At 63.8% G+C, this 14332-nt stretch carries 16 protein-coding genes and 1 tRNA gene; 3 read left to right on the top strand and 14 right to left on the bottom strand.

Annotation, left to right across the window (positions count from 1 at the left end; translation table 11 throughout):
- Positions 1–44: 44 nt before the first annotated feature.
- The 10 genes from LCF60_RS03645 to LCF60_RS03600 form a co-directional block, all read right to left on the bottom strand.
- Positions 45–767, bottom strand: a complete 723-nt coding sequence (locus LCF60_RS03645) for an ATP12 family protein (RefSeq protein ID WP_292289705.1) — start codon at positions 765–767, stop codon at positions 45–47.
- A gap of 75 nt (positions 768–842) precedes the next feature.
- Positions 843–1889 carry an RluA family pseudouridine synthase gene (locus tag LCF60_RS03640; protein ID WP_292289704.1) on the bottom strand — a complete coding sequence of 349 codons (1047 nt, stop codon included), beginning with the start codon at positions 1887–1889 and terminating at the stop codon, positions 843–845.
- The gene (gene crcB / locus LCF60_RS03635; RefSeq protein WP_292289703.1) at positions 1886–2266 is read right to left on the bottom strand and encodes a fluoride efflux transporter CrcB; all 381 of its coding nucleotides are present in this window, start codon (positions 2264–2266) and stop codon (positions 1886–1888) included. The genes LCF60_RS03640 and crcB overlap by 4 nt, the downstream gene beginning before the upstream one ends.
- A 195-nt stretch (positions 2267–2461) precedes the next feature.
- On the bottom strand, positions 2462–3766 hold the full coding sequence (locus LCF60_RS03630) for a replication-associated recombination protein A (RefSeq protein WP_292289701.1): 1305 nt from the start codon (positions 3764–3766) through the stop codon (positions 2462–2464).
- A gap of 3 nt (positions 3767–3769) precedes the next feature.
- Positions 3770–4036, bottom strand: coding sequence for a hypothetical protein (locus tag LCF60_RS03625; RefSeq protein WP_292289700.1), 267 nt, complete (start codon positions 4034–4036; stop codon positions 3770–3772).
- Between the two features lie 54 nt (positions 4037–4090).
- Positions 4091–4165: transfer RNA gene (locus LCF60_RS03620), tRNA-Glu, on the bottom strand.
- 137 nt (positions 4166–4302) lie between these two features.
- Entirely contained in the window at positions 4303–6051 is a 1749-nt protein-coding gene (gene recJ, locus LCF60_RS03615) for a single-stranded-DNA-specific exonuclease RecJ (RefSeq protein WP_292289699.1), read from the bottom strand.
- 10 nt (positions 6052–6061) lie between these two features.
- Positions 6062–7027: a class II fructose-bisphosphatase gene (gene glpX, locus LCF60_RS03610; RefSeq protein WP_292289698.1), complete on the bottom strand. Its 966-nt coding sequence runs from the start codon at positions 7025–7027 to the stop codon at positions 6062–6064.
- 86 nt (positions 7028–7113) lie between these two features.
- Complete coding sequence (locus LCF60_RS03605) at positions 7114–8400, bottom strand: homoserine dehydrogenase (RefSeq protein WP_292289697.1); 1287 nt, start codon at positions 8398–8400, stop codon at positions 7114–7116.
- Between the two features lie 76 nt (positions 8401–8476).
- Positions 8477–8758 (bottom strand): hypothetical protein, encoded by a 282-nt coding sequence (locus tag LCF60_RS03600; protein WP_292289695.1) that lies wholly within the window; start codon positions 8756–8758, stop codon positions 8477–8479.
- A 96-nt stretch (positions 8759–8854) separates the two neighbouring features.
- Here LCF60_RS03600 and LCF60_RS03595 point away from each other — a divergent pair, with 96 nt between their 5' ends.
- On the top strand, positions 8855–9439 hold the full coding sequence (locus tag LCF60_RS03595; protein WP_292289694.1) for a TetR/AcrR family transcriptional regulator: 585 nt from the start codon (positions 8855–8857) through the stop codon (positions 9437–9439).
- 101 nt (positions 9440–9540) lie between these two features.
- Here LCF60_RS03595 and LCF60_RS03590 read toward each other — a convergent pair whose 3' ends face one another.
- From LCF60_RS03590 to LCF60_RS03580, 3 genes are read right to left on the bottom strand one after another with little or no spacing between them, the layout of a single operon-like run.
- Positions 9541–9837, bottom strand: a complete 297-nt coding sequence (locus tag LCF60_RS03590; RefSeq protein ID WP_292289693.1) for a carboxymuconolactone decarboxylase family protein — start codon at positions 9835–9837, stop codon at positions 9541–9543.
- Positions 9838–9860: 23 nt separating this feature from the next.
- The gene (locus LCF60_RS03585) at positions 9861–10634 is read right to left on the bottom strand and encodes an amino acid ABC transporter permease (RefSeq protein WP_292289692.1); all 774 of its coding nucleotides are present in this window, start codon (positions 10632–10634) and stop codon (positions 9861–9863) included.
- 10 nt (positions 10635–10644) lie between these two features.
- Positions 10645–11388 (bottom strand): amino acid ABC transporter ATP-binding protein, encoded by a 744-nt coding sequence (locus tag LCF60_RS03580; protein ID WP_292289691.1) that lies wholly within the window; start codon positions 11386–11388, stop codon positions 10645–10647.
- Positions 11389–11512: 124 nt separating this feature from the next.
- On the opposite strand from LCF60_RS03580, the gene LCF60_RS03575 reads away from it, so the two are divergent.
- Positions 11513–12292 carry a transporter substrate-binding domain-containing protein gene (locus tag LCF60_RS03575; RefSeq protein ID WP_292289690.1) on the top strand — a complete coding sequence of 260 codons (780 nt, stop codon included), beginning with the start codon at positions 11513–11515 and terminating at the stop codon, positions 12290–12292.
- Between the two features lie 60 nt (positions 12293–12352).
- On the opposite strand, the gene LCF60_RS03570 is transcribed toward LCF60_RS03575, so the two are convergent.
- Positions 12353–12541, bottom strand: coding sequence for a hypothetical protein (locus tag LCF60_RS03570; RefSeq protein ID WP_292289688.1), 189 nt, complete (start codon positions 12539–12541; stop codon positions 12353–12355).
- 174 nt (positions 12542–12715) lie between these two features.
- Between LCF60_RS03570 and LCF60_RS03565 the strand changes: the two genes are divergently transcribed.
- The gene (locus LCF60_RS03565; RefSeq protein ID WP_292289686.1) at positions 12716–14317 is read left to right on the top strand and encodes a hypothetical protein; all 1602 of its coding nucleotides are present in this window, start codon (positions 12716–12718) and stop codon (positions 14315–14317) included.
- Positions 14318–14332 lie beyond the last annotated feature (15 nt).

Below are 14332 nucleotides of genomic sequence, written 5' to 3'. Positions count from 1 at the left end.
CGATTAGCCTATTTTTTGGTCAATAGGCCCGAGTTTACCCCGCGTCAGCGCGAAGAATGACCATCGATCAGGCGCATGAACGCATCTGCATGAAAAAACGCCGCCTGCTTGTAGGCGACCAGTTCCTGCGCCTCTTCGTCCTTGCCCCATTGTTCTTCCTGCCAAAGCTCGTCGAGCCGCGAAACGATCCAGAGATCCGAGGCAGAACGCGCCTGAAACTTGGCTGCGAAACCGATGACGAGCGACCCGCTGATGGCCACCAGGTCGTGGAACGCGGCGAGTTCGAAAGCCGTCATGGCATGGACTTTCTGGCTCAGGATGGCCAGGGACGCCGGGTCCTGCGGCGCGTGCATCACGCCGGTACGCGGCTCCAGCCGCACGCCCAGCGCGTCTGCCGCCCAGTCCAGCAGCGGATCCCATTGCTCGGCCTGGCGCGCCACCAACTCGTCCGGCTCGTGCGCCCTGTAACACAGAAGGTCGCTGTCGCCGTAAGCGGCAAGCAGGTCGGCAACTTCGGCATGCTGGATCGCGACCTTGTCAATCGCGGCGTTCGCCGTGCGGGTGAACGGCATCGTTGTCGGGTCGATCCGGTCGTTCTGCGCATCGAATTCCCCGGCGATTCGGTCTGCGACCGCTTCGGTCGGCACCGATAAGAGCGCCTTTGCAGGCGTGCGCACCGGGCGGCCATCCAGCAGCACGCCGAACCCGTCATCCGTGGGGGTCGTTTCAGCCGATTTCCAAAACCGTTTCGGAGCCCATTCGCTCATGTCAGGTCCTCCATCAAGGTGTCGGTGCGGGGGCCGGTCGTCGATATCGCGCATGGACCGGCCAAGGCGGTCGGGTCATGCCTCGAAATCCTCGAACGGGTCGGCAGGCACGTCGCGCGGGTCCCATTGCAGGAAGCCCCAGGTGCGCTGCATGTGTTCGGGCAACGGCGCGGTGATCGTGAGATGCGCGCCGGTGACGGGGTGTTTCAGCGAAATCGACCGCGCGTGCAGGTGCAGCTTGTTGCTGATCGCCCCACCCAGCATCGCGCCCCAGCCATCGCCGAGGTTTTCCTGCCCGGACCCGCCGTATTTGCCATCGCCGATGATCGGATGGCCCAGTTCCGCCATATGCGCGCGCAACTGGTGGGTGCGGCCGGTGATCGGAACCATTGCCACCCAGGCGGCGCGCTTGGCCAGCGCGCTCAGGACCGCGTAATCGGTTGTTGCGTGTTTCGCGCCTTCGGTGCTGGCCACGTCGCGCGGCAGCACCGCGCGCATCTTTTCGTTTTCGCCGCTCGCGCCATGACCCGGCGCCTTGACCAGGCCGAACTTGATCGTGCCCATCAGCGGCGCCGGAACGCCCGCGACGCAGGCCCAGTAGATCTTGCGGGTCTCGCGGTCGCGGAAGGCCGCGGTCAGCGCGCCGGCCACCTGCCGCGTGCGCGCCAGAAGCAGCACGCCCGACGTATCCTTGTCGAGACGGTGCACGAGGCGCGGTTTCTCGTCATGGCCAAAGGTCAGCGCCTCGGCCAGGCCATCGACATGGCGGGTCTGCTTGCTGCCGCCTTGCGTGGGCAGTCCCGGCGGCTTGTTCAGGGCGATGATGTGGTCGTCCTTGTAGAGCACAAGCGCCTTCATCATCTCGGCGTCCTTGTCGGACACGCCCGGTTTGGGCTGCGATTGGACCTCTCCGGGTTCGGGCAGCGGCGGGATGCGCACCTGCTGACCGGTGGCCAGCCGCGTGCTGGCTTTCACGCGGGCCCCGTCAATCCGCAGCTCGCCCTTGCGGCACATCTTTTCGATGCGCCCCTGCCCGAGATGCGGAAACATCCGCTTGAGCCAGCGATCGAGCCTTTGATCGACGTCACCGGGACCAACCGTGATTGTCTGGACACGACTCATGCAAACACACTCCGAGCGGCCAGAAGGCCAAGGGCAAGACCACCGATGGACAAGCCGACCGACAGCACGACATAGAGGCTGGCAAAGCCGATCTGCCCGCGTTCGATCAACGTCATCGTTTCAAGCGAAAAGGCGGAAAACGTCGTGAAACCGCCCAGAAGCCCTGTCATCACGAAAGGGCCGAGATGCGTCAGGCCGCGCTGCGCCGCGATCACCACGAAGACCCCCATCAGGAACGATCCGATCACGTTGACCGACAGGATGGCCACGGGGAAATCGCCGTGCCCGACCAGCCGAAGGATGCCGACCCCCGCCAGATAGCGAAGGCCTGCGCCAAGCGCGCCGCCAAGGGCGACAAGAGAAAGGGTGGTCAACATGCAGGCTCTGTCGCGCGCGGCCTGTGAGATGTCAAGCAAAGCACGGTTGCGCCCTCGCCGCCATCGACGGCCGTGGGGCCGGATGCGGGCAAGGGTCCGTCCCGTATCGCCGCGAGTCCACGCGAGGCCATTGTCCCATGCTGGCGCACCGCAAGGCGGGCATTGGCACCCGGGTCAGCGTCACGCGCCGCGCCTTCAGATGGTCCGCTTGGCCCGCAGCCGGGCGAAATACTCGAGCCTTTTCTTCAGGTCGCGCTCGAATCCGCGTTCGACCGGGGCGTAGAATTCGGTGCGGCCCATCGCGTCGGGAAAATAATCCTGGCCGGAAAAGCCGTCCTCGGCATCGTGATCATAGGCGTAGCCGGTCCCGTAGCCCTGTTCCTTCATCAGTTTCGTCGGCGCATTCAGAATATGCTTGGGCGGCACCAGCGATCCGGTCTTCTTCGCCGCTGCGCGCGCGCCCTTGTAGGCCGCATAGACCGCGTTGGATTTCGGCGCGAGCGCGAGGTAAACCAGAGCCTGCGCGATCGCCAGTTCACCTTCGGGGCTGCCCAGCCGTTCGAAGGTTTCCCAGCCTTGCAGGCACACCGCTTGCGCCTGCGGATCGGCAAGGCCGATATCCTCGACTGCCATGCGCGTGATGCGCCGCGCCAGGTATCGAGGGTCTTCACCCGCATCGAGCATCCGCGCGAACCAGTAGAGCGCCGCATCGGGATCGGACCCGCGCACGGATTTGTGCAACGCCGAGATCAGGTTGTAATGCGCATCGCCGGACTTGTCGTATTGCGCCGCGCGTTTCATCAGGCGCTGCCCCAACGCGGCGCTGTCGAGGGGCGAGTCGACCTTCCACGCCACCACCTGTTCGATCAGGTTCAACAGCGCGCGCCCGTCGCCATCCGCCATCTCGAGCAGGTTTTCCCGCGCCGGCCCGTCCAGCGGCAGCTTTCGGTCCAGTTCCCGCTCGGCGCGCTCTGCAAGCCGCTCCAGGTCCGCAAGGTCAAGACGTTCCAGAACCAGAACCTGTGCCCGGCTGAGCAGGGCCGCATTCAGTTCGAACGACGGGTTCTCGGTTGTGGCTCCGACCAGAAGGATCGTGCCATCCTCCATATGGGGCAGGAAGCTGTCTTGCTGCGCCTTGTTGAAGCGATGGATCTCGTCGACGAAAAGAAGCGTGCCCTGCCCCGCCTTGCGCCGCTGCTGGGCGGCATCGAACACCTTGCGCAGCTCCGGCACGCCGGAAAAGATCGCGCTGATCTGAACGAAATGCAGGTCGGTCTCGTCAGCCAGCAGCCGCGCGATGGTGGTCTTGCCGACACCCGGCGGCCCCCAGAACACCACCGATCCAAGGCTGCCAGCCTCGAGCATCACGGTCAGCGGCGCGTCCGGTCCGATGACCTGCGACTGCCCGATGACATCGGACAGCTTTTTCGGTCGCAACCGGTCGGCCAGGGGCCGCGGCGCGTCGTCTGCCTGTGTGTCGGTATCAAAAAGATCCGCCATGTGTCAGGCCCTGAACCGCAGCAACGGGCCCTGACCGCCGTGTGCGGGCTTCACGAACCGTGCGGCCAGCGCAGCGCGAACCGCAACGCCGGTAACACGCCCGGCCACGTCGATCAGCGCCCCACCCAATTTGCCGGGATTGATCGGCGCGTCACTCTGGACAAACTCGATGGGGGATTGCCGCACACGCAGTTCCGCGCTCGATTGTGCCGAAACCGGCAAAGCGAGAACGGCGCAGGAAACGGTGGTAATCGATCTGATGACACGCATGGCCCGCATATGTCGGGCGGCCACGCGATTTGCAAGTCTGTGCTTTGGGGAAGGTGGCAGCCCGTAGGGGAATCGAACCCCTCTTTCCAGGTTGAAAACCTGGCGTCCTAACCGATAGACGAACGGGCCACTCTTGGTGAGCGGTGTTTAGGCAAAGCGGCGCGGCCATGCAAGTGGAAATTCGAGGTTTTCTGCGGATTTTTCGGCAGATCGCGGTGCGCGAATGGGCCGAAAAAAATTCACACGAATTCAATAACTTGAACCGATCAGGAGATCGACGGCGCGGCATCTTCGAGGCGAAGCTGAACCGTGCGGCGGCCACCCCATTCATTTATCTCCAGACGCCCGGCAAGGTGGAATCGTGCGCCACCGTGGTTTTCAAGCGCAGGCCCCAGCGGGCCGTCGAACGCACCGAAGCAGATGGCGTCGATCCGGGCTCCGATACCGTCCCCGAAGCTGATCTTGAGATGCGCGGACCCGACCCGTTTCGCCAATCCGATCTGGGTGTCGGGGAAGACGAATCTCGGGGCCGCGGCGCCTGCGCCGAAGGGGCCGGCATTTTCGAGCAGGTCCACCAGTTCCGGCGTCGCGGCGCCGGGCATGAGCGGCCCGTCCAGGCGCAGATCCGACGCGCCAAGGCGATCCGCGCCCTGTTTCGCCAGAAGTTCGGTCAGGCGGGCCATGGCGGGTTCAAGCTGCGCGCGGGTCAGTGACAGACCTGCGGCCATCTTGTGACCGCCGCCTTTCTGGATGAGCCCTTCTGCCGCAAGCTTCTGGATCGATGCGCCAAGATCGATGCCGCTGACCGAACGCCCCGATCCCTTGCCGTCGTCGCCGTCGAAACCGATGACGATCGCCGGGCGGTTGGTGCGTTCCTTGAGGCGCGAGGCGACGATTCCCACGACGCCCGGATGCCAGCCCTCGCCGGCGGCCCAGACCAGCGGCGCGTCCCACCCGCGCGCCTCGGACTGTTCGAGGGCCTGCGCGCGCACGGCCTCTTCGATTTCACGGCGTTCGGTGTTCAGCGCGTCCAGCCGTTCGGCCATCGCACGGGCTTCGTGCGGATCGGTGCAGGACAGGAGCCGTGCGCCCAGATCCGCCTTGCCGATCCGTCCGCCCGCGTTCACGCGGGGGCCGAGGACAAAGCCGAGATGATGGGATTTCGGGGCGCTTTCCAGCCGCCCGACATCGCAGAGCGCCACCAGGCCAGGCCGCGCGCGTCGCGCCATCACGCGCAATCCCTGCCGCACGAGGGCGCGGTTGACCCCCTTGAGCGGCGCGACATCGGCCACGGTCGCCAGCGCGACCAGATCGAGCATCGACATCAGGTCGGGGCCCTTGGCGCCAGCCTCGCGCAATTGTCGGCCGGCCTCGACCAGCGCAAGGAACACCACGCCCGCCGCACACAGATGTGCCAGCGATCCGTCCTCGTCCTGCCGGTTCGGATTGACCACCGCGTAGGCGTCGGGCAGCGTTTCGCCGCCAAGGTGATGGTCGAGCACGACAACATCGGCGCCGGTCGCGGCGGCAATCGGGCCGTGCGACAGCGTTCCGCAATCGACGCAGACAATCAGGTCGTGATCTTGCGCCAGGGCCTGCATCGCCGGTTCGTTGGGGCCGTAGCCTTCGTCGATGCGGTCCGGCACGTAGAGCGTCGCGTGCCGGTCCAGTTGCCGCAGCCAGTCGATCAGCAGCGCCGCCGACGCGCCGCCATCGACATCGTAATCGGCGAAGATCGCGATACGCTCGCGGTCGCGCACAGCCTTGAGCAGACGTTCCGCGGCGCGGCCCATGTCCCGGAGCGATCGCGGGTCGGGCAGCAGGTCGCGCAGGGTCGGTTCCAGGTAGCCGGGAACCTCGGCAGATTGCACGCCGAGCCGCGCCAAGGTCTGACACAGGGCCGGGCTGTGGCCGGTCTGCTGGGCCAGGGCCTCTGCAAGACGTGCCACATCTGTTCCCGGACCGAACCAGCGCCGTTCGGTCAGGGACCGGTCAACGCCCAGATATCCGGTCACGCAGCCTCCATCAGTGCATCGGGTTCCGGTAGGTCATCCGCCGCACCGACCCGGTCTTGGACCGCATCAACAGCGTTTCCGTGGTGTAGAAGCCGATCTCGCGCTTGATACCAGGCAAGAGCGATCCGCTCGTGACGCCGGTGGCCGCAAAGATCACGTCCTGTGTGACCATCTCGTCAAGGCTGTAGATCTTGTCGAGGTCGGTGATGCCGGCTTTCGCGGCGCGGCCCTTTTCGTCCTCGTTGCGGAACAGCAGACGGCCCTGGATCTGGCCGCCCATGCATTTCAGCGCCGCCGCCGCGAGAACCCCCTCCGGGGCGCCGCCGGTGCCCATGTACATGTCGATGCCGGTCTGGATCGGCTCGGCGCAATGCATGACACCCGCCACATCCCCGTCGGTGATGAGGCGGATGGCGGCCCCGGTGGAGCGCAGTTCGGCAATCATCTCTTCGTGGCGCGGGCGTTCCAGAACGCAGACGGTGATGTCGTTCGGGCTACAGCCCTTTGCCTTGGCCAGAGCCGTCACGCGCTCTTTCGGGGACATGTCGAGGGTCACGACGTTTTCGGCAAAGCCCGGCCCGATGGCAAGCTTGTCCATGTAGACATCCGGCGCGTGCAGCATTGATCCGCGCGGCCCCATCGCGATGACGGTCAGGGCGTTCGGCATGTCCTTGGCGGTCAGCGTTGTACCTTCAAGCGGATCGAGTGCGATGTCGACGCCGGGTCCATTGCCGTTGCCCACTTCTTCTCCGATGAACAGCATCGGAGCTTCGTCACGTTCGCCCTCGCCGATCACCACGACACCGGCAATGTCCAGCAGGTTCAGCTGTTCGCGCATGGCATTGACCGCCGCCTGGTCCGCGGCCTTTTCGTCGCCCCGCCCGATCAGGTCGACGGTCGCGATTGCGGCTTGTTCCGCCACCCGCGCCAGACCAAGGGACAACATGCGGTCATTGAAATCGGGATGCGCGCTCATCTGGCTCTCCAGTCAGGAATGAATTCAGGTATACTGTCTGTTAAGGGGGCGTCTGCGCACTGACAAGGTTGATTGCGCTAAAGCCGTCAGACGTGCTCGATCCGAAGCGCCACGGGTTCCCCTTCTACAACACCTGTGCCGACCATTGCGGCCAGGGCATTGTCCAGAGCCGCGCGGGTCGTCTTGTGCGTGACGATCAGCACGGGCGCGGTGTTCTGGTCGTGGCTGCGCTGCCGCATGCGGTTGATCGAGACGCCGGCTTCCCCCAGCACCGCCGCCACCTTGGCCAGCGCACCGGGTTTGTCCAGCAGCATCAGCCGCAGGTAATAGGGCGCCGGTGTGGCGGTGCTTGCGGGTTTCGGCTTGGTCAGCCGGTCCGACGGCTGTCCGAAGGTGGACACCCGCGTGCCACGGGCGATGTCGAGCACGTCGCCGATGACAGCACTGGCGGTCGGACCTTCGCCGGCCCCGGCCCCGCGCATCACGATCTGTCCCACCTGGTCGCCTTCGATCACCACCATGTTGGTGCCGCCATCCAACTGTCCGAGCGGCGAGGTTGCCGGAACGAGACAGGGCGACATCCGCTGTTCGAGACCGCGGCCGGTCATCTGGCACACGCCGAGCAGCTTGACCTTGTAGCCCATGTCGGCCGCCTGGCGAATGTCCTCGATGCTCACCCGGCCGATGCCCTCAAGCTCGACCGCGTCGAAATCCACCTGGGTGCCAAAAGCGATGGCAGAGAGCAGCGACAGTTTGTGCCCCGCGTCGATGCCACCGACATCGAGGGTCGGGTCGGCTTCGAGATAGCCAAGCCCGTCGGCTTCGGCGAAGGCTTCGTCATAGGTCAGGCCCGCGGATTCCATCCGGGTGAGGATGTAGTTGCAGGTGCCGTTCATCACCCCCATGATCCGCTGGATATCGTTGCCCGCAAGCCCTTCGGTCAGCGCCTTGACGACCGGGATGCCCCCGGCAACCGCAGCCTCGAAGCGCAGCACCGACCCGTTCGCCTCGGCCAGTTCGGCCAGGGCCTGCCCGTGATGGGCCAGCAGCGCCTTGTTGGCGGACACCACGTCCTTGCCGGCGCGCAAGGCGGCCTCGGTCGAGGCCTTGGCCGGCCCGTCACTGCCCCCGATCAACTCGACGAAGACATCGATGTCGTCGCGCTTGGCCAGTTCCACCGGATCGTCTTCCCAATCGTAACCGTCGAGCGGCACGCCCCGCTCCTTGCTGCGATTGCGCGCGCCGACCGCGGAAATCGTGATCTGACGCCCACCGCGCGCCTCCAGCAGCGCCGCTTTCTGGCGGATGATCTTGAGGACACCCACGCCGACAGTGCCCAGCCCGGCGATTCCAAGGCGCAGAGGTTCAGTCATGTGGGGTCATCCTTTTGCAGAGAGGCGTGATTTTGCCCGCAATAGCGCCTTGCGAAGGCCCCTGCAACGGGCCAGATCAGGGTTCTGCGACACCGTCGTCCATCCGGTCACGAGTCTGCGGCTCGATCACCGGGCGGCGCAATCCATCCGCCCGCGCCCTGAGGTCGGCGGCCCGCGCCCGAAGAGCCGCGTCATCGCCTTGGGCCAGCCGCGGATCGTCGCCCGAAAGCAACTGTTCGAAGGGCAGCAACTCCGGGTAGTCCTGCCCTTGTGCGCCTGTCGCCAGGGCCGCGTCGACCTCGGGAAACTCCGCGCAGGCGGACAAGGCCAGTCCAAGGGTGATCCACAACCGCCACATGCAGCTTGCTCCTTTCGGTTACGATCTCATGCCGCAGCCGACATGAACACGCAACCGCAAGCTTGATCTGAACAAGCGTTCAGATAATCTGTCGACATGGCGCGTACAGCAGGATCTCATTCCGACATCACCGGCCCCCGCGTGCGGGAGGCCGCCCTGACGCTGTTTGCGCGGCACGGCTACGCGGCCGTTTCCATGCGCCAGATCGCCCGCGATGTCGGCGTGCAGGCAGGTGCGCTCTACAATTACACGCCGGACAAGCAGACGCTCCTGTTCGACCTGCTCCAGGGGCATATGGACGACCTGTTGTCGGCGCTCGCGGACGCGCCGGTGCAGCCGACACCGCCCGACCAGCTGGAAGCCTTCACGCGGTTCCACATCCGCTTTCACCTTGAGCGGCCGCAGGCGGTTTTCATCTCGTACATGGAATTGCGCAATCTGACGCCGGAAAACTTCGCCGTCATCGAGGACTTGCGGCGGCGCTACGAACGGGCCCTCGAGGCGATCCTGCAAGCCGGGCGCGACGCGGGGGCGTTCCATGTCGTCGATACCAAGATCACCACGCTGGCGATCATCGCCATGCTGACGGGTGTGAACACCTGGTACCGCAGCGGCGGCCGGCTTTCGCTGCCCGAGGTGGAAGCGATCTACTGGGACATGGTGCGCAAGGCGGTGACGTGAAAGAGATTTCGAAATCTCTTTCGCAAAGCGCGTTGCAACGCGCTTGGACACGCGGTTTCGAAACCGCGTCGGCAAGGTCTTTCGAAAGACCTTGCCCCCGGTCACACCGACCTGCCCCTGGCCCCGCCCATATGGGCGATCATCGCCAGCGCCTCGCAGACTTCCTCGCGGCTTGTCCCGAGCCGCACCAGCGACTTGACGTGAAACGCGATGCAGCTGTCGCAGCGGGTCGCGATCGCGATGCCCAGCGCGATGAGCTCCTTGGTCTTTTCGTCCAGAGCTCCGTTCGTCTTGGCGGCGCGGCCCATCTGGTTGAAGCCGGCGAATGTTTCCGGGACCTCTTTCTCAAGCACGCCGAGGCGCGCGACGGTGTCGTCCATGAAATCCGACCAACTCATCCTGTCTTTCCCCTTGTCCTGGATTACCGACGTTCGTCCGATCCCATCTTCCGTTCCAGCCAGCGCACGAAGAAGCTGATGATCAGCACCAGCACGAGGTATTCGAGAATCAGCAGCGAATAGATCTCCAGCGGCCGGTATTCCGTCACCACGAGTTCATTGGCGCGCCGGGTCAATTCCTGCATGCCGATGACCGACGCGAAGGCGGACATCTTGACGATGTAGATGAACTGGTTCGCCAGCGGCGGCAGGATGCGCCGGATCGCCTGCGGCAGCACCACGTAGCGCATGGTCTGCCCGTAGGTGAGGCCCACGGTGCGCGCCGCTTCGGTCTGGCCCTTGGGAATGGACTGAATCCCCGCGCGGTAGATTTCGGCGGTGAAGGCACTGTCGGAAATGGCCAGCGTGATGATCGCGCCCCAGAAGGCGTCGATCGAGATCGGGATGCCCATGGATTTCATCACGACGGGCAACCCGTAGAACACCCAGAACAGCATCGGCAGAAGCGGGATCGACCGGACGAACTCGATATAGATGCGGGACGGCAGGCGCACCCACCGATTGTCGGACATGCCCGGAAGCGCGACCAGAAGCCCGATGGTCATCGACAGCGCCGCGGCGATCAGCGACAGCTGGATCGTTGCCCAGAAGCCGCCGATCAGGAATTTGACATTCGACTGCCCCTGCGGCGTCGTGGGGTCGATCACATACCAGCCCCAGGTGTTGCCGCTGCTGCTGCATCCGGCCGCCAGCAGCACCACCAGGAGAAGCCCCCAGATCTTCAACGTTCTTGTCATGTCGAAAGCCTCAATGATGATGCAGGATCTTGTCGAGGAATGCGCGGAACCTCTCGGATTTCGGCGCTTCGAACACGGCTGACGGTGCGCCGATCTCGACGATTTCGCCGCTGTCCATGAAGACCATCCGATCCGCGACCTTGCGGGCAAAGCCCATCTCGTGCGTGACCACGAGCATCGTCATGCCGTCCTGGGCAAGTTCGACCATCACGTCCAGAACCTCGGAGATCATCTCTGGGTCGAGCGCCGAGGTCGGTTCGTCGAACAGCATGATCTTGGGCTTCATGCACAAGGATCGGGCAATCGCCACACGTTGCTGTTGACCGCCCGACAGGTCGCCTGGCCGCTTGCGCGCCTGTTCGGGGATGCGCACCCGGTCGAGATAGGTCATCGCCAGGTCTTCCGCGTCCTTGCGCGACAGGCCCCGCGCCTTCATCGGACCGAGCGTCAGGTTCTCCAGGACCGTCAGGTGGGGGAACAGGTTGAACTGTTGAAACACCATGCCGACCTCGGCCCTGACCCGCTCGGCGCTGCCTTTGTCCCGAAGCGAGATGCCATCGACCTCGATGTGTCCGGAATCGAATTGTTCCAATCCGTTGACACATCTGATCAATGTCGATTTGCCAGACCCGGAGGGTCCGCAAATCACGATGCGTTCCCCCAGGCTGACCGACAGATCGACATTTGTAAGGACCCTGAAATCGCCGAAAGATTTGTTCAGCGAACTGATTTCGATGACGCGCTCTGCGCTCATTTTCTACTCCGATCCATCTTCAGTGCTCACAAGATAGCGCACGCGCAGAAAAATCAGCGTGTCGTGATGGCCGTCAGAGCTATACTTGCATGTAATCGAACCACGACATCCACGAAAAGGACATATGATGCGTTTTCTGAAATCACTTGGACTGGCGGCAACGCTGGCCGTTTCCGTCCTCGCGGCTCCGGCCTCGGCGCAATCGGCGTTGCAGGACATCCTGAGCAATGGCGTTCTCAAGGTGGGCACCACGGGCGACTGGAACCCGATGTCTGTCCGCGATCCGGCCACCAACAGTTACAAGGGCTACGACGTCGACGTGATGACCGAACTGGCCACCGACCTCGGCGTCGAGCTTGAATTCGTGCCGACCGACTGGAAGACGCTGGTGAACGGCGTGGTCGCAGGCAACTACCACATGACCGGCTCGGCCTCGATCAGCCCGGCCCGCATGAAGGCCGCAGGGTTTTCCGACAGCTATATCGCCGTGGAAATCCTGCCGTTCACCACCGACGACAAGCTTGACCGCTTTTCGGGCTGGGACTCGATCAATTCCGCGGATGTGAAGGTCGCCACGACCCTTGGCACGAGCTTCGAAGCCATGGTCCGCGAATGGTTCCCGGATGCCGACATCACCGTGGTCGAAGCCCCGGCGCGCGGGTTCCAGGAGGTCCTGTCCGACCGGTCGGACGTGTTCGTGACCTCGAACATCGAAGGCTCGACCCTGCTGACCAAGTTTCCGAACTTGCGGCAGATCGAAATCGACGCACCCCGCGCGCCGACACCGATCGCCATGTTGCTGCCGCAGGACGACCAGGTCTGGATCAATTACGTGAACAGCTGGATCGAATTGAAAAAGGCGTCGGGTTTCTTCGAGACCACCGCCGACAAATGGGGTCTCTGACCCCGTTTCGCAGACACGATCGGAAAAAACCGGCCAGGCGGCCGGTTTTTTTTCACCATGCTAATGCCGGGAAATGTCGTTTGGGCCCACCATGTCGACCATCCGGATCATCCATTTCAACAATTCCGAATCCTGCGGCGTCATGTTGCGTGTCTCGACCAGTGTCTCGGCACGCCGTCGCAAATGCGGCCATTTTTCGTAGAAATCGACGGCATCCGTGATTGTCAGAATCGGGTCTTGGTCGGACATGAACAGGTCCTTCTCGATGAGCGCTTTCGACTTGGTAGCAAACCAGAGTCCGTGACCCGCGTGAAATTAGTGTGAATGACTTGGTGCATGGCAAAAGCGGGGATAGCATGACCCCACGTTAACGGAGAGACCAAGGTGGGCGCAGGCCTGGAAATTTCATTGTTCGGCTCATGCGTGCTCCGTCGCGCAGACGTGACCCGTGCCGAGGTCACCGGCGCCAAACATCGTGCGCTGTTCGCCCTGCTGGTAACCGCGCCGCTGAACCGGCGGTCGCGCAGCTTTCTTCAGGAAACGCTGTGGGGCTTTGCCGATTATGAAAGCGGTCACCAGAACCTGCGCCGGGCCCTGTCGGATCTGCGCAAGATCATCGGCGCCGATTTCGACGACATCCTGACGGTCACGAACAAGGAAATCGAGATCGACATGGCGCGGGTCAAGGTCATCGGCCATCCCTCGGACGGGCCCTTCCTCGATGATCTGAACATCCGTGAGCCGTCCTTCGTGGCCTGGCGCGACAGTGTGCGCGCCGACCCGGGCGCGGTGAAGGCGCTGTGCTTCGTGTCCGGCAAGCGCGGTCCGACCCGCATCCGTCCGCGCGTCTGCGCCCTGCCCCTGACCGTGCCTCCGGGCGACACGGACCTTGCCATCGCCGGCGACTGGATCGCCGAAGAGACCAGCCGGATGATGTCGCGTTCCAGCTTGTTGTCGGTAATTTCGCACCTGTCCGGCCGCGCCATGTCGCAGCGGTTCATCGACATCGTGAATGTCCGCGACACGCTGGATGTCGATTATCTCCTGACCGGAACCATGCGACGACAGGGCGAGACCTTGATCGCGGATGTGGATTTCACCGATGTGCGCAGCGGAACCCTGTTGTGGAACCGGCACCTGTCCTGTCCCTTTGCGCATTTCGCAGAGGAGGCCAGTGCATGGCTGGTCAGCGTCGTGCAATCGGTTGGCCGCTCGATTGCCGAAACAACCCTGGACGCCGGGCGCCAGACCCCGCTGCCGGACCTGCCGGATCATCAATTGCTGATCGCCGGAGCCACGGCGATGCATCTTCCAAAGCTCGGGGATTTCCTGCGCGCGCGTCAGTTTCTCGATGAAGCGGCGGCGCGCGCGCCATCCAACTCGCATGTCTTTGCGTGGCTGGGCAAATGGTATGTGCTCAGCATCTTCAAGTATTACAGCACCGACCGCGAGAAGGACACGCAGAAGGCGCTGGATTGCACCGCCCGCGCGCTTGATCTTGATCCGCAATCCAGTTTCGGGCTGACCATCGACGGGTTCGTCAATGGCAACATCCTCAAGAACCTTGACGTGGCCGAACAAAGGTACACCGCAGCCCAAGAGATCAATCCAAGCGAAAGCCTTGCCTGGTTGCTGCGGGGATCGTTGATGGCGTTCTCCGATGAGGGCCAGTCCGCGATCAAGGCCACCACGACGGCCCGCGACCTGTCGCCCATCGACCCGTTCGGCTATTACTTCGACAGCCTGGCCAGTTCGGCGCATCTCGCGGGGGGCGAATACGAGAAAGCGCTCGCGCTCGCCGACCGGTCTCTTGCAGCCAACGATCGGCACATCTCGACCTTGCGGACGCGGATCGCGGCTCTGCATGCGCTGAACCGGGGCGACGAAGCCCGCATTGCAGCGCAGGACCTCATGCGACGCTTTCCCTATTTCAGCCTCGAAGATTACCGCAGGACACACCCGTCTGCCGACAGGAGAATCGGCAAGCTGATGGTTGAGGCGCTATCGACCGCAGGCATTTCTTAACGCATTGAAAAGGAA

The organism is Marivita sp. (assembly GCF_020055635.1).
GTDB lineage: Bacteria > Pseudomonadota > Alphaproteobacteria > Rhodobacterales > Rhodobacteraceae > Marivita.
This window is presented reverse-complemented; position numbering and strand designations above follow the sequence as displayed.